The sequence below is a fragment of the Microcystis sp. T1-4 genome, from assembly GCF_000297435.1.
GTDB lineage: Bacteria > Cyanobacteriota > Cyanobacteriia > Cyanobacteriales > Microcystaceae > Microcystis.
This window is the reverse complement of sequence record NZ_CAIP01000158.1, coordinates 1-19,931: the sequence shown is the minus strand read 5'-3', so window position 1 is coordinate 19,931 and position 19,931 is coordinate 1. Positions and strand designations below refer to the sequence as shown.

At 47.6% G+C, this 19,931-nt stretch carries 13 protein-coding genes and 1 pseudogene; 2 read left to right on the top strand and 12 right to left on the bottom strand.

Going from position 1 to position 19,931, the window contains the following annotated elements; all coding sequences use genetic code 11:
- Positions 1-231 precede the first annotated feature (231 nt).
- The 6 genes and pseudogenes from MICAI_RS09680 to psaA form a co-directional block, all read right to left on the bottom strand.
- Entirely contained in the window at positions 232-417 is a 186-nt protein-coding gene (locus tag MICAI_RS09680; protein WP_008201008.1) for a hypothetical protein, read from the bottom strand.
- Positions 418-656: 239 nt separating this feature from the next.
- Positions 657-1,211: pseudogene (locus MICAI_RS09675) on the bottom strand (dynamin family protein); the annotation flags it as partial.
- 136 nt (positions 1,212-1,347) lie between these two features.
- Entirely contained in the window at positions 1,348-2,022 is a 675-nt protein-coding gene (locus MICAI_RS09670) for a hypothetical protein (RefSeq protein ID WP_008201004.1), read from the bottom strand.
- Positions 2,022-2,261, bottom strand: a complete 240-nt coding sequence (locus tag MICAI_RS09665; protein ID WP_008201001.1) for a hypothetical protein — start codon at positions 2,259-2,261, stop codon at positions 2,022-2,024. Before MICAI_RS09665 ends, MICAI_RS09670 begins: the two co-directional genes overlap by 1 nt.
- Before the next feature lie 54 nt (positions 2,262-2,315).
- Positions 2,316-4,529: a photosystem I core protein PsaB gene (gene psaB / locus MICAI_RS09660; protein ID WP_002757218.1), complete on the bottom strand. Its 2,214-nt coding sequence runs from the start codon at positions 4,527-4,529 to the stop codon at positions 2,316-2,318.
- 178 nt (positions 4,530-4,707) lie between these two features.
- The gene (psaA, locus tag MICAI_RS09655; RefSeq protein ID WP_008200998.1) at positions 4,708-6,957 is read right to left on the bottom strand and encodes a photosystem I core protein PsaA; all 2,250 of its coding nucleotides are present in this window, start codon (positions 6,955-6,957) and stop codon (positions 4,708-4,710) included.
- 467 nt (positions 6,958-7,424) lie between these two features.
- Here psaA and MICAI_RS09650 point away from each other — a divergent pair, with 467 nt between their 5' ends.
- Positions 7,425-8,963, top strand: a complete 1,539-nt coding sequence (locus MICAI_RS09650) for a hypothetical protein (protein ID WP_008200996.1) — start codon at positions 7,425-7,427, stop codon at positions 8,961-8,963.
- 232 nt (positions 8,964-9,195) lie between these two features.
- Entirely contained in the window at positions 9,196-9,762 is a 567-nt protein-coding gene (locus MICAI_RS09645) for a hypothetical protein (protein WP_008200993.1), read from the top strand.
- Positions 9,763-10,281: 519 nt separating this feature from the next.
- Here the strand turns inward: MICAI_RS09645 and MICAI_RS09640 are convergent.
- From MICAI_RS09640 to MICAI_RS09615, 6 genes are all read right to left on the bottom strand, one after another.
- Positions 10,282-11,640, bottom strand: coding sequence for a hypothetical protein (locus MICAI_RS09640; RefSeq protein ID WP_002733101.1), 1,359 nt, complete (start codon positions 11,638-11,640; stop codon positions 10,282-10,284).
- A 453-nt stretch (positions 11,641-12,093) separates the two neighbouring features.
- Positions 12,094-15,486, bottom strand: coding sequence for a Swt1 family HEPN domain-containing protein (locus MICAI_RS09635; RefSeq protein WP_008200990.1), 3,393 nt, complete (start codon positions 15,484-15,486; stop codon positions 12,094-12,096).
- Positions 15,487-15,725: 239 nt separating this feature from the next.
- Positions 15,726-16,235, bottom strand: a complete 510-nt coding sequence (locus tag MICAI_RS09625; RefSeq protein WP_008200987.1) for a GNAT family N-acetyltransferase — start codon at positions 16,233-16,235, stop codon at positions 15,726-15,728.
- Positions 16,226-16,393: a type II toxin-antitoxin system TacA family antitoxin gene (locus tag MICAI_RS24955; RefSeq protein WP_008200985.1), complete on the bottom strand. Its 168-nt coding sequence runs from the start codon at positions 16,391-16,393 to the stop codon at positions 16,226-16,228. Before MICAI_RS24955 ends, MICAI_RS09625 begins: the two co-directional genes overlap by 10 nt.
- A 95-nt stretch (positions 16,394-16,488) precedes the next feature.
- A complete protein-coding gene (locus tag MICAI_RS09620) occupies positions 16,489-19,446 on the bottom strand; it encodes a DUF1156 domain-containing protein (RefSeq protein WP_039899934.1) in 2,958 nt (985 codons plus the stop codon).
- A 74-nt stretch (positions 19,447-19,520) separates the two neighbouring features.
- Positions 19,521-19,931: GxxExxY protein (locus MICAI_RS09615; RefSeq protein ID WP_232306173.1), on the bottom strand; the 411-nt coding region annotated here is incomplete at its 5' end.

Genomic DNA, 19,931 nt, shown 5'->3' with positions numbered 1-19,931 from the left:
AAAATGAAGTGCGGAATGTAGTTTTTATGATTGAGAATTGGTATATAGCGTTTCTCGCATCTGTGCGGCACAGTTAAACCTTTACTGATTAAGCTGTTCAGGCTCGGGAATGTACCTCGTGTGAATCAGAAATGCTATAAGTAGAAATTAGCGAAGCTTAATCCGCATTCCCAAATCACCGTAATTCACCGCCATCGTCGCAATAATAGCGGTGCTTTGCTATAGCTAACGCTACTGAGAGGAACTATTTCTTTTCAAGGCAATTGCTAATTGTCTCAGTCGTTCACTAACTTCTAAATTAAATTCTTGAGATTGCAAATTAGCGGGTAATTCTGCTACAAGCTGAGGATTCTCCTTATACCATTCGTTTTGGGCGACACCTGCCCATGTTCCTTCTTTTTCTCGAAAAATATCCACTAATCCTCTTAATTCTTGAATACAGTAGGACTCAAATCCTGCAGCTTCAAAAATACCATGGCGTAGATATTCTTCAAATCGGGCTTCTAAAACAGCGTGGGCTCTTCTAGGTTCTGTGTGATCAGTTTAACTTACATAGGATCGATCGATCTTTGTGTCCTCTGTGTCTCTGTGGTTCCTTCCACTCCCTCGCTAGGAGGAATGTATCTTAGAATACATTTTACCCACCAAACCTAGAAGAGCCCAGCGTGAGCATATTTTTCATCGGCAACGTATTTTTTTAGTTGTTCTCGGATGTCTTCTAGTCGAGTAAAAGGAATAACTAAATTACCTTCTCGTCTGACTTGTTTTAGGGTGATTTCGTTTTCTCTAATGGTTTTTAAGTCTTCTTTTGCGCCACCGGTTTCTAATTCTTTGAGAAGATGAATAAATTGTTCTTCGCTGCGGGTTTGCACTTCTAATCTTTGTTCAGATTCGCTTTTAACGGAATAAATTTGAGTGGTGGTAAAGGTACATCTTCCTCCTTTGGCAGGAAGTAAATCACATTCTAACCATGCGTTAATAAAGGTACTTTTTCCTGCCTTTTCTAAGCCAACCACAGCAATACGAAATTCTCTTTTTCTCAGTCTTTCGAGTTGACGGTTAGCCGGTATTGCCTCTTGCAGGAGGATTTCTGTTAATTTAGAGGGAACTTCAGCTTGGGGAAGTTTGGCTAAGTCAACGGCAAAATGTTGGATATTTAAGACATCACTGAGACGGGTTTCATAGTAGGATGAGGCCGATTTCCAATCCATTAAATTAACTCCTTAAATACGGTTGAATTCTCTGAGAATAGAGACATTTTTGAGAAACCCTATCTGTATAACTTTTCCTGTTACATTAAGTGGAAGTTCTCGCTTCATTCCATACTGAGTTTCTTTACCAATGATATTACCTATTACCTCCATTTTTGAGATTAATTCTAACGTAGAATTTTAATCGACTTTCAGGAGAGCGTCCTTCGTCCGGTATAGTCTCTACAGATATTTTTTTATACTCTGGCACACATAAAAATTCTGTAGCACAATCAATTAATCTTACAACATCATCTCTATTAAGATCATACCCTTCATGTAAATTATAAACTTCTGATGCAGGAACAGCTAGACATAAAGAAGCTGTCGGACTAATTTCATTTTTAGAACGAGTCCTTTGTAGATATTTAAAACAAGTAAATGCCCCTACCATTAAACAAGCTACTGTAATAATTAATTCCATTTGGCGTTCTTCCTTTGATTGATTTGATTTTGTTAGATCAACGTTATCTAAGATATCACTTATGCCAGTTGCAAGATTTGTTGAATTAAAGTCCCCGAATTTAAGCCTTTCTACATAAACGAGCTTTGTTACATCATTAAGAAATTCACCAGACAACCTTTTATCTTCATCTAAACACGAGGATTGATTAATTCCAAAATAACGACATAGATCATCTCTCTGAGATTCTTCTCTTTCAAGAATAATACTTAAAACATGATAGAGTACACCTCCTTTTTTAGATTTTATTTTTGGATACACAATTGCAAAAACATCTTTACAAATACTCGAAAAATATTTATTATTCACTAATTCACCTCCTCTTTTTCAAAATTTTCTAATTCCGCAAGGCTTTGTTCTAAAAATTTAGCTCTTTCTTGGATAGGTTTCCATATAATTTGTGTTTCCTCGTAGTTAGTAGTTATTTCCTGTCGAATTTGTTCGGTGGTTCGCTCAATCCACAAAACAAAGTCCTGATCATAAAGCTGTTTTAATTCTTCCAACTGCATAGATTTTTGAGATTGAGCTGCGCTTTTATTATTAATCATAAACAAAACCCCCCACCAATGGGCGGGGGGTTTTTTAGTCACCTAATTCAAGGTTTAGCCGAACTTGCCAGCAGTGGAGGCGATCAAGAAGGCGGCGTAGGTGAAGATATAGCCAACGGTGAAGTGAGCTAAACCAACCAAACGAGCCTGAACGATCGAGAGAGCCACCGGTTTGTCTTTCCAACGAACGAGGTTCGCCAGAGGAGTGCGTTCGTGGGCCCAAACGATAGTTTCGATCAACTCTTGCCAGTAACCACGCCAAGAGATCAGGAACATGAAACCGGTTGCCCAAACGAGGTGTCCAAAGAGGAACATCCAGGCCCAGACAGAAAGGTTGTTAACACCGTAGGGGTTGTAACCGTTGATTAACTGAGCCGAGTTAGCCCAGAGGTAATCGCGGAACCAGCCCATCAGGTAGGTGGAGTTTTCGTTAAACTGAGCCACGTTACCCGACCAGACACCGAGGTGTTTCCAGTGCCAGTAGAAGGTTAACCAACCCAAGGTGTTCAACATCCAGAACATGGCTAGGTAGAAGGAATCCCAAGCAGAGATGTCGCAAGTACCGCCACGGCCGGGACCGTCGCAAGGGAAGGAATACCCGAAGTCTTTTTTATCGGGCATTAATTTGGAACCACGAGCGTCTAAAGCACCCTTAACCAGGATTAGAACGGTGGTGTGTAAACCAAGAGCGATCGCATGGTGAACGAGGAAGTCGCCAGGACCGATGGTTAAGAAGAGGGAGTTAGTGCCGCTATTGATTGCGTCTAGCCAACCGGGTAACCAAACATCACCGTAGTTAGGATAGGCGGTGTAAGCGATACTATCGGGGTTAGACAACAGTACGTTCATGCCGTACAGGGTTTTACCCGAAGCTGCTTGCACGAATTGAGCGAACACAGGTTCGATCAGGATTTGTTTTTCGGGAGTACCGAAAGCGACGACCACATCGTTATGAACGTAGAGGCCGAGGGTGTGGAAACCTAAGAAAAGGGAAACCCAGCTTAGGTGAGAGATGATCGCTTCTTTATGCTCCAGCATCCGGGCCAGGACGTTATCTTTGTTCGCTTCGGGATCATAGTCACGCACGAAGAAGATAGCACCGTGGGCGAAAGCACCCACCGCTAGGAAACCAGCGATGTATTGGTGGTGGGTATAAAGAGCCGCTTGGGTGGTGTAGTCCTTAGCAATAAAGGCATAAGGGGGTAGCGCGTACATATGCTGCGCCACCAGAGAGGTGATCACGCCTAAAGAAGCGAGAGCCAAACCGAGTTGGAAGTGGAGAGAGTTGTTAACCGTGTCATAAAGATTTTTGTGACCGGCTCCTAACTTACCACTGGGGGGTCTGTGTGCATTGAGGATGTCCTTGATGCTGTGACCGATGCCCCAGTTGGTGCGGTACATATGACCAGCCACAATGAAGATCACAGCGATCGCCAAGTGGTGGTGAGCCATATCGGTTAACCAGAGGGACTCGGTTTGGGGATGGAAACCACCTAAGAAGGTGAGAATCGCAGTTCCCGCGCCTTGGGCGGTACCGAAAATGTGGTTAGCAGTATCGGGGTTTTCCGCATACACACCCCAGTTACCGGTGAAGAAGGGTAGTAAACCCGCCGGGTGGGGGGGAGTGGAGAGGAAGTTGTCCCAACCAACGTGCTGACCGCGGGATTCGGGGATAGCAACGTGAACGAGGTGTCCGGTCCAAGCCAGAGAGCTAACACCGAACAGAGCGGCGAGGTGGTGGTTCAGGCGAGATTCAGCGTTTTTGAACCAAGCGAGGCTAGGACGGAACTTAGGTTGTAAGTGTAACCAGCCAGCAAAGAGGAAAATCGCCGAGAGAATCAGCAGGAACACCGCACCTTGGTATAGGTCTTGGTTGGAGGTCATACCGATGGTGTAGAACCAGTGGTAAACCCCGGAATAGGCGATGTTAACAGGGTTAGAAGCGCCAGCTTGGGTGAAGGCATCTACCGCGCCTTTACCGAACTGGGGATCCCAAATCGCGTGGGCGATGGGACGGATGTTTAAGGGATCTTTGATCCACTGCTCGAAGTTACCTTGCCAAGCGACGTGGAATATAGTGCCGGAAGTCCACAGGAAAATGATTGCAATGTGGCCGAAGTGGGACGCGAAAATCTTTTGGTAGAGATTCTCTTCCGTCATGCCATCATGACTTTCAAAGTCGTGGGCTGTGGCGATCCCGTACCAAATCCGACGGGTGGTCGGATCTTGGGCTAGATCTTGGCTAAATTTAGGGAATTTAGTTGCCATAGCTGTTTAGGAAATTCTCCTCTCTAAATAACTGAGGCTCTTACACGAGTGCTGGTTATTTCCTTTTTTAAATTCACCCACTGTAATAGGAAACGCTTACAGTGGTATCGGTCAATCGACGCTGGTTCAGCCTAGTCTTGCCAATCCCCGGGGGACTGGCAAGCCCTTATAGGCAAGTTTAGCCAATCGAGAGACTTCTGGCCAAGAAGAATGCCCAAGTGGTGACAATACCGCCTAAGAGGTAGTGAGCCACACCAACGGCACGACCTTGAATGATGCTCAGGGCGCGAGGTTGGATAGCGGGGGCAACTCTTAACTTGTTGTGCGCCCAGACGATCGACTCGATTAATTCTTGCCAGTAGCCGCGACCACTGAACAGGAACATCAAGCTAAACGCGAAGACGAAGTGACCGGCTAGGAACATGATTCCGTAGGCAGACAGAGCAGAGCCATAGGAATTAATGACTTGCGCTGCTTGCGCCCAGAGGAAATCCCGTAACCAACCGTTGATGGTGATGGCACTTTGGGCGAAGTTACCGAGGGTAACGTGGGTGACAGTGCCATCGGGGGCGACGGTTCCCCAGACATCGGACTGCATTTTCCAGCTAAAGTGGAAGATTACAACCGAGAGGGAGTTGTACATCCAGAACAGGCCGAGGAAGACGTGATCCCAACCCGAAACTTGGCAGGTACCGCCGCGACCGGGACCATCGCAGGGGAAACGGAAACCGAGATTCGCTTTATCGGGAATCAGACGGGAACCGCGAGCGTAGAGAACCCCTTTGAGGAGAATCAACACCGTTACATGGATGGTGAAGGCGTGGATGTGATGCACGAGGAAATCGGCAGTACCGAGGGTGATCGGCATCATGGCCACTTTGCCACCCACTGCTACTACGTCGCCACCGAAAGCATAACTAGCGGTAGTGAGAGCGTTAGGAGCGGTGTTGCCGGGGGCTAGGGTGTGGAGACTTTGTACCCATTGGGCAAAGATGGGTTGTAGTTGAATTCCCGTATCCGAGAACATATCTTGGGGACGACCAAAAGCCCGCATGGTGTCGTTGTGAATGTATAAACCGAAGCTATGGAAGCCGAGGAAAATACATACCCAGTTCAGGTGGGAGATAATTGCGTCGCGATGACGGATCATCCGATCGAGCAGGTTATCCACGTTTTTGGCCGGATCGTAGTCGCGTACCATGAAGATCGCTCCGTGCGCTCCCGCACCGACGATTAAGAAGCCACCGATCCAAGTGTGGTGAGTAAACAAGGATAGTTGGGTGGCGTAGTCAGTCGCCTGATAGGGATAGGGCGGCATGGCGTACATATGGTGGGCCACGATGATGGTTAGCGAACCTAAGAGAGCAAGGTTAATCGCTAACTGGGCGTGCCAAGAGGTGGTCAGGATTTCGTACAGTCCTTTGTGACCTTGACCGGTGAAGGGACCTTTGTGGTTTTCGAGGATTTCCTTCATGCTGTGACCGATACCCCAGTTGGTACGGTACATATGACCAGCAATGATGAATAATACAGCGATCGCCAAGTGATGGTGAGCGGTATCGGAAAGCCAGAGACCACCGGTGACGGGGTTCAAGCCACCTTTGAAGGTGAGGAAATCCGAGTAAGCACCCCAGTTAAGGGTAAAGAAGGGGGTCAAACCCTGGGCGAAACTGGGATATAACTCCGCCATCTTGCTCGGTTCGAGGATGAACTCGTGGGGCAAGGGGATGTCTTGGGGAGCGACTCCCGCATCGAGGAGTTTGTTCACTGGTAAAGAAACGTGAATCTGATGACCAGCCCAACCTAGGGAACCTAAGCCGAGTAAACCCGCCAAGTGGTGGTTCATCATCGATTCCACGTTTTGGAACCATTCCAGTTTCGGTGCGCTTTTGTGGTAATGGAACCAACCAGCAAACAGCATCAGGCCCGCCATAACTAAACCACCGATAGCGGTGCAGTATAGCTGATAGCTGTTGGTGAACCCGGAAGCCCGCCAGAGGTAGAACAGACCAGAGGTGATCTGAATACCGTGGAAACCGCCGCCCACATCGCCGTTGAGGATGCCTTGACCGACGATCGGCCAGACCACTTGGGCGCTGGGTTTGATGGCCAGCGGGTTGGTTAACCAAGCTTCATAGTTAGAAAATTTCGCGCCGTGGAAGTACATTCCACTTAGCCAAACGAAGACAACGGCGAGATGTCCGAAGTGGGCGCTGAAGATTTTCCGAGAAATATCTTCGAGATCGCTGGTTTGACTATCAAAATCGTGGACGTTGGCGTGTAGGTTCCAAATCCAGGTAGTGGTTTTGGGTCCTTTGGCTAAAGTGCGATCAAAATGCCCCGGTTGACCCCACTTCTCAAAGGAAGTAGGTACTGGGTCTTTATCTACAATCACTTTAGCTACCGCCTCTTTGGGGGGGAGTGCCATGAGGATTCTCCTCTCTCGACAATAGACTTAGCGTTTTATTTGAGGATAGATTTTTTAACCTAAAAAAGGCAAGTTGAAATCTGACCCACCTTTTGTTAATGTCGCTTGACTTTCCTCTTGGGTGAGATTCCAGTCGAAAGCATCAATAGTAGATGATAAGTCTTTGTTCTCTTGTCTGTTCGTTATGCTTAACAATAATTAAAATTCTCTCAATCCTTGATAGGAGAGACATTTTCTGCTATGGACGGTCTTAGTCAGGGTCAGACTGGTGATTTTTCTTTACAAAAGTTTATCAATTGTCGCTCCGGAAGCCCATTTCCCCCTTTTCTCCCTCACCAGACCATATAGAAAATTCAATAGATAGATTCTCAAAAAACAATCAAACAATTCTGTAAAATTGAGGCCATGACCTCATCTTCTCGCGCTTTTGCTGACACCAGAGCATTCAATGACTCTAGCAAAAATCAATGGTTTGTATAGATTTTGGCCTTGGCTCTAGGAGGAACGTGCTATCCCTACTACATAAATTAATCCCAGTCAAAACCCTTCGTATATGTCTTGTGATCGGTTTACTGACCATTCTGTTAAACGCCTGTGGCGATCGCTTGACGGCTACGGATCTCTCCACTGCCGAAACCTCTAATCTTCCCGTCGTCCAAGGCCGCATTTCTGAGGTGGCCCCCCCGGCCTTAATTCAGGAACTGCGCCCCAGTTTAGATCGTTACGCTCCCCAAGTAACGATTCTCAGTCCTCTGGCCGAACAAGTTTTCGATCACACCCAGGTGACAGTTAAACTACAAGTGTCAGATCTGCCAATTTTCCAAGACGATACCCTGAAATTAGGACCCCACTTGAGTCTAATTGTCGATAATGAACCAGCAGCAGCCATTTACGACCTCAAGCAACCGATTATCCTAGAAAATCTTGCCCCCGGTACTCATACCCTGCGCGTCTTGGCCCTGCGTCCTTGGCAGGAAAGTTTTAAAAATGATGGGGCCTTCGCTGAAACAACCTTTCATATTCTGACAAAAACAGGCAAAAATGCCCCTGATAACAACTTACCCCTATTAACCTACAGTAGTCCGCAGGGAATCTACGGTGCAGAACCGATCCTGCTCGATTTTTATCTGAGTAATGCTCCTCTACGTCTGTCCAATACTGCCAACGGGGATAATAATCTTCAAGATTGGCGCATTCGTGTCACTGTCAACGGTGAGAGTTTTCTGCTTGATACTTGGGAACCAATCTATCTCAAGGGTTTTGCCAAGGGCAATAACTGGGTACAACTAGAATTCATCGATGGTAAGGGAAATAAAATCGAAAACGAGTTTAATACCAGCGTGCGCGTGATTAGCTTTGATCCCTCTTACCAAGACGGACTCAGTCAATTAGTCCGTGGCGATTTATCCCCTACAATTGCCCGTAGCATTGTTGATCCCAACTATAAAATCATTCCAAGTCCAGAGGAAGAAACCCCCGTTATTGAGCCGGAAACCCCCGTTATCGAGGAAGAAACCCCTATAGTTGAGGAAACCCCCGTTATTGAGCCAGAAAGCCCAATCTTGGAAGAAAACCCTGTTATCGAGGAAGAAACCCCTATAGTTGAGGAAGAAACCCCTATAGTGGAGGAAACCCCCGTTATTGAGCCAGAAAGCCCTATAGTGGAGGAAACCCCTGTTATTGAGCCAGAAAGCCCAATCGTGGAAGAAAAACCAGTAGAGACAGAAACAATCGAAAAGGTAGAGGAAACCCCTGAAGCGATCGAATCTCCCCTAACCACCATACCAGAGACAAAGGAGATTAACGAACCTGCCCCCGGTATTCAGCCTCCGCTAGAAGTGGAACCTATTCCCGAACCCCAGAACAATAGCGAGCAAAAAATCACCATTTTTGATCGCGTTCAACAAACTTTAAACCGCTTCCAGTTGGCCTCTTCCCCAGCAGAAAAAGATATCGAACTACCCACCCTCGATCCTCAATTATTCAGCAATGTCGAGCGGTCTTAGAGCCTAGCTTAATCCAGTTTTCAGGGGAAGTGGGGAGGTAGGGAGGTAGGGAGCGGGAGAATGGGGGAATTTCAACTAACACCCTAAAACCCCAAAACCCTAAAACCCCAACCTCCAACCGCTCGATCGAGAAATTATTAAACTAATATTTCACAATATAGATAAAATCGGGAACTAGGTTATAATCTAGAACGTCTATAGGTAATTTACCAATTTTTTGCTTGAGGTAATTGTGTTTAACAAAATTTCCCTTGTCGCTGGTTTTGCCGGTTTAGTTGCCCTAACTACCCTTGGCGCCGTACCCGTACAAGCAGAACCGCAAAATAACGAAATCCTGATCAGTCAACTGCGCGGCCATAACACCTACAGAGGTGAGCCGCAACTCAACCCCGGTGACTATATACTAGGTCGCGTCCGGGGAACCGTGGGTGGCATTATGTCCATCCAATTGATCAGACCTGTAACAGTGGATGGCAAAGAAATTTTCAGTGGTGACTTTGCCGACGGAACCACCGCTCGTATTGTTGGGGATGCCACTGGTGGTGACGATGTACTATTGCAAGTGGTAGATGGCAAATTAGTTTATGTGGGTAAAGCTCGTCCCTATTGGGTTTCCCGCTTGAAACTAAAATCAGAAATCGCCGTCAGTACCACTCGCTCGCAACTTTTAAGAGAAATCAACGAAAAACAACCCGCTTGGGGACTTCCCGCTTTACCCCCGGAAACCAGAACCTTTACTGAAGTTGCTCCCCAACCCGCTCCCGAGCCTAGTGTATCTCCTATCCGCGGACTTTGGTAGTGGGAAGACATCAGCAGAAAATCTCTTGTCTTGAGACTGAGAAGCGTGAAAACTTTCCTCTCAATCTAACAAATTTGGACTAAATATAGCGTTTCTGATTCACAAGAGGTACATTCCCGATCCTGAACAGCTTAATCAGCAAAGGTTTAAGTGTGCCGCCCAGATGCGAGAACCGCTATAAATCCCTCTTTTTCAGATAAAAGGGGGATTATTCTGGCTCTTCGGGACTTGGCATGATTCGATATGGGGGCATAAATCGACTAAATCCTTATCTGGCAAGAGATTTAATTGATTAGTTCGTCCAGATCGCCAACAATTGACAAAAATTGCGGCAATGTCTGTCTCTATAAGGGTTTCATTCCTTATAGAGACAGACATTGCATAAGACAAACCGAAGAACCATTATTATTAGACATTTCCATAATATTAATGCTCTTCTGGAATTTTCAGAAATCCCTGACCGAATCCAGATAGGGAAATTTTTCGATATTCACAGACCAATTCGACTCGCGTTAAGTTTTAAGGCTTGGTTGTAGCGCGAACGTATAGGTCGATCAGGTTGTTCGGCTCGTCATAGGCGATGCGCTTGCCTGCCATCAGATCGCTACGCAACAGGGCGCGCATACGATTTGCAGTCGCGTCGTCAAGTTCCGTGCCGGGCCGCACTTCGTTCAAACGATTGCGCAATACTGCATTGTCGCTGCTCATTGTGATGCGCCAGCCTGGTTTGGCACCTATGGCTTCTGGGGCCAAATCCATTTTTTGATTCTTGTCTTGCATGAAAAACGTATGGATTGTCCGGTAGGCATTCCTGCCGATAATCGGAACATCGGGTTGGGTCTGTTCTCCAGTGTTGATTTTGGTCATTTCGTGGGCGATGGGAACCATTTGCTTGAAAGCATACTTTTTCTCCACTATTTGGTTGCCGAGTCGGCGCAGATTCGCCAACAGCTCGGAACTTGGCGCATGACCATTGGTTGCTGCCTCGCGTGTGAAACCAGCCCAAATGCCATCGGCTCCGTTTAACAAAGCTTCCATGATTGACGCATTTTCCATACCATTTCCCGCATGCATATGCACTAGCAATTTGATATTGGGCGGCATAAGTCCTTTGATCATGGCGGTCAATGTGGCGATCTGGAAAGGTAGCGCCGTTCCTTTTCCATCCTCGTAGAGAATGGCGGCGATGGGTTGAGTCGCTAGAAACTTCGTAACCCTTGCCACCCATTCCCAATCCTCGAAAAACGCATCTACACCATCCTGGTAGTTGATATACACGCGGGGAGCGCCTCCGTTATCACCGCGTATATTTTCATGAGTCCATTTAATGGTGGCGGCAAGTTCCCGTAGATAATTGTCGCGGTCTTCTACGCGGACGTAGGCCTTAGTGATGTCAAGATCAAAGATAGCGTTAGGGATTTTATATTTTTTCAGCTTCTCCATGCTGATGTCTGCATTAAACACCTTTTGGTCAGCGGAAAACTTCCCGGGCGAGGCGAATCCAAAAGTACCTGTCAGGTCTTCTTTCCTTTCGTTGAGTAATTTGCAGAAGGCATCGTCAACTTGCTCAATCTCTGGCATCGACACATTGAAAGTTGCCAGTAAAATCTCCTTAAAGCCGAATTTTCTCGCCAGGCTTAAAAGGGCGAGTTTGTTTTCAAGAACATGGCCTATGGGGGAACCTACAGCAGGCTCGCGAATCGAAAGATCCAACACCATCGGGTCAAGGTTGCGGAGAGCCTGTTCTTTGCTTTCCATTGCTTTGAGTAAAGATGAAAGTTTAAGCCGTTCTTCAGGGGTTAAAACACTTACTTTGAGTAAAAATGAAATTTGAAGCCGTTCTTCAGGGGTTAAAACACTTTTGTCGCTGGGTTGCATTTGATTTTTTTTCTGTGGTAATAGTGATGTGGATTCAACGGTTGCGTTGACATCCTCACCGCCTTGATCGGACGGTGATTCCGGACAGATCAAACAAACTTGATTGAACGATCTTCAGGCCTGTTGACGCTTCACTGGATGCCGCTACCTTAGCGGTAGTCTTACGCCTTCCTCCAGGTCTGTTTCAAGTCTCCTGAAAACATTTTAGCACAAAGCCGTCGTCAGCTGTCCTGCATTTAAATTAAGTATAAGATGTAGTAGTGCGGGCATCTGGCTCTCTTGGATTTGGTGGGTAAAATGTATTCTAAGATACATTCCTCCTAGCGAGGGAGTGGAACGAACCACAAAGACACAAAGGACACAAAGATTGATCGCTTCTATAATAAGTTAAACTGATCACGCAAAGAATTAAGAGAGCCATGACCGAATCCAGATAGGGAAATTTCCCGATATTCACTCCGGTTCAAAAGACTGATTATTAAATTTCAAAGTCCGACAATTCTCCGTCACCGTCCGCACCACATCATCCGGCACACCATCAGGAATGTCAGCTTCAATCTCCAGTGTTACCTTAACCCTGGCCCCACTGAGTCGGGTGAGATGCTGGATGATCTCATTGGCGATCGCTGGAGCGTCTCGATTGATCCGCAGGGGATCGATCTCAACACTGCCGTAAAACCTCCGCAGAACCAGCTTTTTCTCAACCAGATCACCGGGAGTCTCTGTCACAGTTAATCCAACACCAGAGGGTAAAGATGGCGACCGATCACGGTCACTAGAGATAACGGGATCAGTCTCGGCAGCGGTCGGGGGGTTAGCTGGTTTCTCGGCCTCTAGCTGCCCCATAGCTACATCAGGCTTAACCAGAAGGCTGTGACTGCTGATACTCGGATTGATATCCCGAAGGATGACAAGACCAGTATATCTTTGCTTCGCCTCATCCCAGCCCTCTGCATAACCGAAGTTCTCCTGTACGAGCGTAGAACGAACCCCCTCCCGCACAGTTTGAAGTAGAACATCCTGGTTCTTGAGACGGGGCAAGTAAAGATACTGCGCTAGGTACTCCCACAGACGTTTCAGATCGATGTGGTTAGTTGAACGCCACAGGTATTTGTCGAGGGCTTCCCTCCGCAGGTTGTCACCAGAGTAATGGGTAATCAGTTGCTCCTGATGAACCAGTTTGCGGCTGGCTCGATCGATAGGCGAATCGTCCCCCTGAGCGTTGGTATCAGTCCAGTGGATGCCTTTCTGGGGGTCGGGTTGCTCTGGAACCAGCAGCCACTTATAGGTTTGGTTGAGGATCAGGCTTACCTCCTTGTCGGCTTGATCGCGCTTAGTGATCGCCTGTTTATTCTGAGAAACATCGAGATTGAGGGTTTCCTTATCCGCCACAATTGAATTCCAGGCAAGATATCCGGCGACGTTCTTCTCTAAGTTTTCCAAGTTCGACTTGTCAGGGGCAACAAATACAAGCGTATTCTTGTAATAGCGGGGGCTACCCCCTCTCTGATTGAGAATTTCCGCCACTAAACGCCGAGCGGGGCTATCTTCGGCGGATTTACTGTGGGGTTGCCCAGTACCGAGAACGACGAGCCGCACCCCCAGATGAGGATCATCGGGAATATCAGCAGTTGATTCTGGGGCAATATGAATCCCTCCAAACTCGCCCCGCTGCTGGTCGGCCTTCAAGCGCCGGACGATTTCTTCTGTCACTTTATACCGCTCCTCAAAGAGCAGGTTTGCCCGATCTTGGGCGGTGCGGGTGACGTTCGGCTGATTGGAAATCCAGTAGCGGTTGCCATCGATGTAGAGGTAGGTGGCCCGATCTGTTAGCCGCCGTAGGGCATCACCAAAAGTGGCTACAGTCTCCCCCGGCTGCACGCAACCGAGTTTTATCCTCTTATCTTCTAGTCCTCGGTTAGCAGCCCGAATCGTGGGGGCCGAGCCAAGGTAAATAGTGCGCGTAACCCGACGGCAAGCAGAATAGCGTCCCAGGTTGGAATTTTGGCGATCGATGTCGAGGGGCAGAGAATTGGGGCCATCCACATCCTTTTCGATGATCGGAACCCAATTATCATCTAAGTAGCGGGTTAACTCCGACTGAACCTGAGCATCATCCATCGGGACGTGGGAGGGCATGATCAACAAGCTCTTGTCCTCTCGCTCCCAAAGGGAATGGATGACCTTGGCCATGAGTCGCAAAACACCCCTGGTGCGTTGGAATTTATCGAGGGTTGACCAGTCGGAGTAGAGGCGATCAAAAAATTCTGGGTGAATGGGATAGGCTTCCCGCAGGCGGCGCCTGTAGTCAGCCTCCAGGCATTCGCTAGGAAATTCCTGGGCCTGGGTGCGATACATCTCGGAGAAAGCTTTAATCACCGCATCCCGTGCGACAAATAGTTGCGGGTCAGTAGTGGTCTGAAACAGGCGGCGGCGGACGATCTCGAAACTCTCCTCGGCACTAGCGGGTCGCCAAGGGGATTGGATGCGCCCGATCGCATTTTTAAGGCGGTCTAGGGCCTCTGTACCCCGTTCTCCTCCGGTTTCAACATCTGTAGTCCGTACTTCTCCGGTTTTTTCGTCAACGGTTTCCGAAGCGGGGATACTCACAGCCAAAAGCGTCTGCTGGGCATTTTTTGCCGACTCGCTCAGGGTTTGGGCAAAAGTAAACTGGGTGTCAAAACTACCGCCAGCAATATCGTTCTTGTCGTGCAATTGCCTGGCATAGGCAACCCATTCGTCGATCAAGATCAAACAGGGTGAAAAACGATTAAACAATATTTTGAGTGCGTCTCCCGGATTAGTGGAAGTTTCATCGGCGTTGCGAACCAGAGCGTAGCCCTCAGCGCCGCCGAGTTGCCAAGCTATTTCTCCCCACAGGGTCTTGATTTCTGGGCGATTTTGCTTGTTGTGTTCCGGTTTGTAGGGGGGAATGCCACTAGGCTGGACTTTAGTGCCGACCAGAACAGCAATGTTGACATTTTCGGGGGGTTTTTTAATGTTCAGAGCTTGGAAGATCGACTCCATACCGGGAAGATCTTCGATCGCCAAAGCATTGCACAGATGGTAGAGGGCCAGCATGGCGTGGGTTTTTCCGCCACCGAAGTTAGTTTGCAGTTCAATCACCGGCTCTCCGCCATTACCACTCAGACGCAGCAGGGCATTGGTCAGAAGTTGCTTGAGTCCTTCGGTGAGGTAGGTGCGGCGGAAAAATTCCGTCGGGTCGCGGTATTCGTCAGAGCCTTCATCGAGATAGACTTGCCAGAGGTCGGCGGCAAATTCGGCCTGTTGGAAGCGTCCGGAAGCCACATCGGGGTGGGGGGTGGCGATTTCCCGCCAGGGTTTCAATCCCGACATCGGTTGTCCCTCCGTCGGTGCGATCGCTTGGCGCCTTGTCTCTCGCCGGGCCTGTTCTTCAAAGCGAAGTCTGAGGATTTCTTGCTTCTGCTTCTCCACCTCTTGGGTGTCGGCGGAAACCGAACTCAGTAGGCGAGAGATGCTATCAAAAGCCCGGTAAGCATCGTCGAGGCTGAAAGCATCGTTATGGGCCCAGGCGTTGCGGACATCTCTTAGTTCACTGGTCAGAGAGCGATCGCTTCTGCCTAGGGTTTTCTTAAAAACTTCATTCCACTGCTCCCAGAGGACAATTAGTAGGGCCGAAACGTCTTCTTTGAGGACGGCATCACCTGTCCTGCGGATCGTGTAGCTCTCAGGGAGGCAACTTAAGGCCACGGCCACCCACTTCTGGCCGTAGCTTGCTTTCATTTCTCGTTCAATGAAGGGGTATAGTCCCTCTCTGAGGAAATCTAGGGCGCGTCCGACTCGTTCACGATTGCTGATTGCCATGGGATTTGATGAGGAGTTATTTTTATAATGCCTCAATTTGGGAGAGATAACCACACGAAGGGGGATTTTGAACCACAAAGAACACGAAGGGGGATTTTGAACCACAAAGGCACAAAGAACACGAAGGGGGATTTACCACAAAGGCACAAAGGTCACAAAGTTTGGGGAACCACAAAGGCACAAAGGTCACGAAGGGGGATTAACCACAGAGGCACAGAGGTCACGGAGATTGTTAATAATTAGCTCCTATCAAGACTTTTTTGGGCTTCAGAGAGGTTTAGCATTAGTGTTAGTGGATCGAGTCGGGATGATATAAAGCCACATTTTTCTGTGTAGAATTGTTTGGCTTTTTCATTGAGTGCGTGAACGAGAATCGCTCTAATTCCGGCAATCACAGAAGCTTGCAAGCTTCGGAGTACGGCATCTTTGATGAGGGCTTTTCCAAGTCCTTGTCCTTGATGGTTGCGGTCCACTGCCAGTCTGCCCACAATGATTACCGGAATGGGATCTGGCATATTTTGTTTAATTTTGCCTGGAGCTTGATCGCGCATCACACTACCTGTGGACAGACAGTAGTAACCGACTACTCTATTGTCTGCACAAACAACGTAGGTACGTGCTGCACCAGTAGATTCACTTTTTAGTGCGCGTTCTTTCAACCAGTTATTCAAGCTTGTTTCACCGCAGTCGAAGAAATCTATCTTGTGTTCTGGGTTGAGTGGTTCTGGTGCTGTATAGGTTATTCCCAAGGGCTTTTAGTGGATAATAACTGAGCCAGCTTTTCATTTTTTTTTGCTGGAGTGTCAAGTGCTTCATTGAAGGCTTCCCATTGTTCTTTATTGAGGACAAATAGCCTGCGATCTAGTACATAACTTTTGGGTTTGTGGGGTTTTTTGGTGATTTTCATAAGTTTTGAATATATAGTTTGCTTACATTGTACACAAAGAGCGGCTGGTCAACTCTGTGTCTCTGTGGTTTAAATTCACCACAAAGGCACAAAGGTCACAAAGAAAAGGATAGTTGTTCGGGAGAGGGTTTATATTCGTTGGCTAGGCGGGTGATTTCTGGCCAAGAGGTGACGAGGCTATTGTAGGCTATGGCTTCTTGGGTCCAACCTTTTCTGTCACAGAGGCTATAAAGTCTATAGGCGAGTTCTTTGGCTAAATCGGCTTTGTTTCCTAGTTTGGCCAAGAGTTCTGCGGCTCCGGTTTCGCCGTTTTTATCGAGGGTATGGATGAGGTGTTGGGTGATTTCCCAGATGGGTGTCCGCTCATCTTTTTCTGGCTTCCAATCGGTTTTAAGATCTTCGCGCTTGAGTAGTCGCACTTTACCGGCTTTTGCTTCTAGTATGCCAGCTTCAACCATGCCCTGAATACTGGTGTTTTTGGCTTTGGAGAGGGTTTCTGCATTGCCATATAGTGCTTCGTTGAATTGGTACTGCTCGAACCAAGTCAGCGCCCAACGGGTATCACTATCAAATTCTCCTTCTTGTTCGGTGAGAAATTCGTCGAGAATCTGGTTAATCAGTTGCAGGGCCGTGCGAACACCCATGGAAGTGCCGTTAGATTCGAGGATAGCGGTGTATTTGGAGTAGATTGCCATCCCGGGCCCAATACTGGCTTGGGCGAGGTCAACGGGGGCAATATTGCCCTGTTGCAGCAGTTTTAGGGCTTGGGGAAGGTCGCGCTTCAGTTCGTTGAGGAATTGCCGGCGGCTGGCTTTGGGCGCGTCGGCGGGACGGGGACGACACACGAGGACTATAGATGAGGCGAGGGCGTTGGAGTCTTGTCCTCTCATACGATTACTTAATTCTGTTCGCAGAGGCCAAGTTCCGTCAATACTAAAATTAGCTTGTATTAAGCCTTCTAAAATTGTTTCCCAACCTGTAGAAGAGAAGTTCTGCTGATCATCAGTTTCAGTTTGCTTGAGCGCATAGTAGATTGTTACGGGATAATCTTTATCGTTGATTTGATTGACTCGTTTAAAAACTTGAATAAGACTATCTTCAAAAAATTGTTTTGCCTTCTCCTTGCTTCCATGTCGAAAGTGATCGGCAACCATTTCTTGAGTTTTAGGAACTAATAACGTATTAAAAATTTCTGGATAAATTGAACCTATAGACCGACGAAGCCAAACATAAAAGAAATCAGATAAGTCTGCATAGGGTATAGCGTCATAATAAGGCGGATCTGAGGAAATCAATTTAGCCTTTGAATCATTTTTATGATTTTTAGTAGCATCGAGTTGAATAACTTGTCCTGGGGCGGAACAAGAGGATTTTTTAATAACTTCAACTACCCAATCAATTGCACCATTAAAATTGCCCGTCGAGTCACTCATAGGATTCGCTTCGGCAAAATCCCATGTCATGGGAATCGCTTGACGAGCGAAAGTATTGCGCGTGCTATCACGACTAATATCCCAGCTACAAATCGTAGAGTTTCGATCAGAAAGTCTATCCACCGCAAAAGCCAAATAAGTCGCCACTGCATCCGCATAAGCCGTCGCGCCTATTCCCCCATCATTAAGAGGTAAATCATCATCAGGGATTCCTGCGGCTACTGCATCAGCTTTAATTTTTTCTCTAGTTTCACTTACTAAATCGCTAAAAGTAGTGAGGGCGACGAGTTGACGGGGAGTGAATAAATCGGCGTGTTTCGTCATGCCATAGCGAGGGGCTGCCATATATTGAGAATGTGTTGAAAGCTCCGTTTCAGGTTTCCATTCAGGCTGTGCTTTTTTAGCGATATATTCCTGTTCCTCATCAGGAGAAAGATAAACCCTTCCCCCTTGTCCTTCAGCGACAATAGCCATTAACTGAGCATCCATCCGGCCTGCCTTACCTTCCCTACGGATATGATCAAAAGGCACAGGAGTATTACAAGCGATACAAACTGCACCCTTGCGGTTTACCGTCCCATCTGGGGCCGTACCCTTACCCGTTTTGACCTCAAAGCGGATTTTGGGTGGCACCCCAGAGACACCAAAATCATCCCCCTTTGTGTCCTCTGTGCCTTTGTGGTTAAAATCCCCCTCAGTGTTAACATCTCCCACAAAAGGCTCAACCCAAGCCTCCTTACCCTTCTTCGTCGAAAGCTGAAAACTGCGAACCAGAGGCATCTGACAGCCACAGGCCGGATTAGGACACTTCACCGTCCTGGCCCAAAGCCAAGCAATCACCTTAGTGTCCTTTGTGCCTTTGTGGTTGGTTTCCACCATCGGATAAAGATAGCCAATCCTTTTAAAAGCCTCATCCCGCATCCACTGACCGTAATAGCGCACATCTGCGGCCAATCCCTGGGCCCCTTCCCAGGAAGAAATCTTTTGTTTTTGGCGAGAATCGGGATTAACCGGCGGTTTATCCTTAAACTTGGGCGGAATCTCGATTAAAGCCTTAGTAATCAACACCGCCACCGGATTGAGGTCACTACCGTGGGCCTGCAAACCCAAGCGCTGGGCCTCCAAAGGAATGGAACCACCACCACAAAACGGGTCATAGGCAGGGGGGGCATATTTAGCGATATAATCGCGTATAGCATCAGGTTTAGTGGGGGGTTCTTCCCCACGTTCCCAAGCCAAACAGCGCGCAATTTCTCGCTGTGCTTCTAGCAATACTGCTGAGTTAGGCTGGTTAATCTCATCCCAAGATACCAACCCTCTAACCACCTGCTTAGTGTTGCCTTTTTTGTCCTTTTCAAGCTCAATCCTACCCAAAATATCAAACAATCGCTGCCGTTCCCGATTCTGTGCTTCTTCCGTGGGAAACTTCTCTGGCCAACTGGAAGGATCATCCACCAAAGAAGCCCATAAAACCGCCCGACAAGCCGCTAAAGGTCGCCTGGCCCACCAAAGATGTAGAGTAGAGGGATGACCATGGCGAATCGATTTTTCCCGCGCCGATTCGACGTTAATCGCTTCTAGGGGTAGGGCCACTTCAATGAGTTTTTTACGGTAGCTCATGGGAGATAAAAGAACCACAAAGGCACAAAGGACACGAAGATTGAGGAACCACAAAGGCACAAAGGACACAAAGATTAATTGTTGACAAGGCGTTTGATGCCTTGTTTGAGAACGGGAACGTTAAAATTAATCAGTAATCCTAGCCAAAGCCGGCGTAATTTGAGATAGGTTAACAACTGGGCCTCGTGAATGGGGGTAAGTTGTTCAACAGTTTTCAGTTCGACAATAACCAGATTTTCCACCAATAGATCGAGACGATAACCACAATCAAGTTTAACACCGCGATAAATCACTGATTGAGGAACTTGACGCTCCACCGCTATCCCCCTATCCAATAACTCGTACTCTAAACAGGCCTCATAGGCTGACTCCAATAGTCCTGGACCCAACTCCCGATGAACAGCGATCGCCGCCCCAATAATCTCCTTAGATAAATCATTAGCCCTCTCATCCATAACCTTAGTGTCCTTCGTGCCTTTGTGGTT

Bases quoted from the DNA above. Each gene is read 5' to 3' on its own strand.
- MICAI_RS09635 (WP_008200990.1), bottom strand. From the start codon at position 15,486: ATGGCAATCAGCAATCGTGAACGAGTCGGACGCGCCCTAGATTTCCTC.
- MICAI_RS09640 (WP_002733101.1), bottom strand. From the start codon at position 11,640: ATGCAACCCAGCGACAAAAGTGTTTTAACCCCTGAAGAACGGCTTCAA.
- MICAI_RS09620 (WP_039899934.1), bottom strand. From the start codon at position 19,446: ATGAGCTACCGTAAAAAACTCATTGAAGTGGCCCTACCCCTAGAAGCG.
- psaB (WP_002757218.1), bottom strand. From the start codon at position 4,529: ATGGCAACTAAATTCCCTAAATTTAGCCAAGATCTAGCCCAAGATCCG.
- MICAI_RS09665 (WP_008201001.1), bottom strand. From the start codon at position 2,261: ATGATTAATAATAAAAGCGCAGCTCAATCTCAAAAATCTATGCAGTTG.
- MICAI_RS24955 (WP_008200985.1), bottom strand. From the start codon at position 16,393: ATGAAAATCACCAAAAAACCCCACAAACCCAAAAGTTATGTACTAGAT.
- psaA (WP_008200998.1), bottom strand. From the start codon at position 6,957: ATGGCACTCCCCCCCAAAGAGGCGGTAGCTAAAGTGATTGTAGATAAA.
- MICAI_RS09650 (WP_008200996.1), top strand. From the start codon at position 7,425: ATGGTTTGTATAGATTTTGGCCTTGGCTCTAGGAGGAACGTGCTATCC.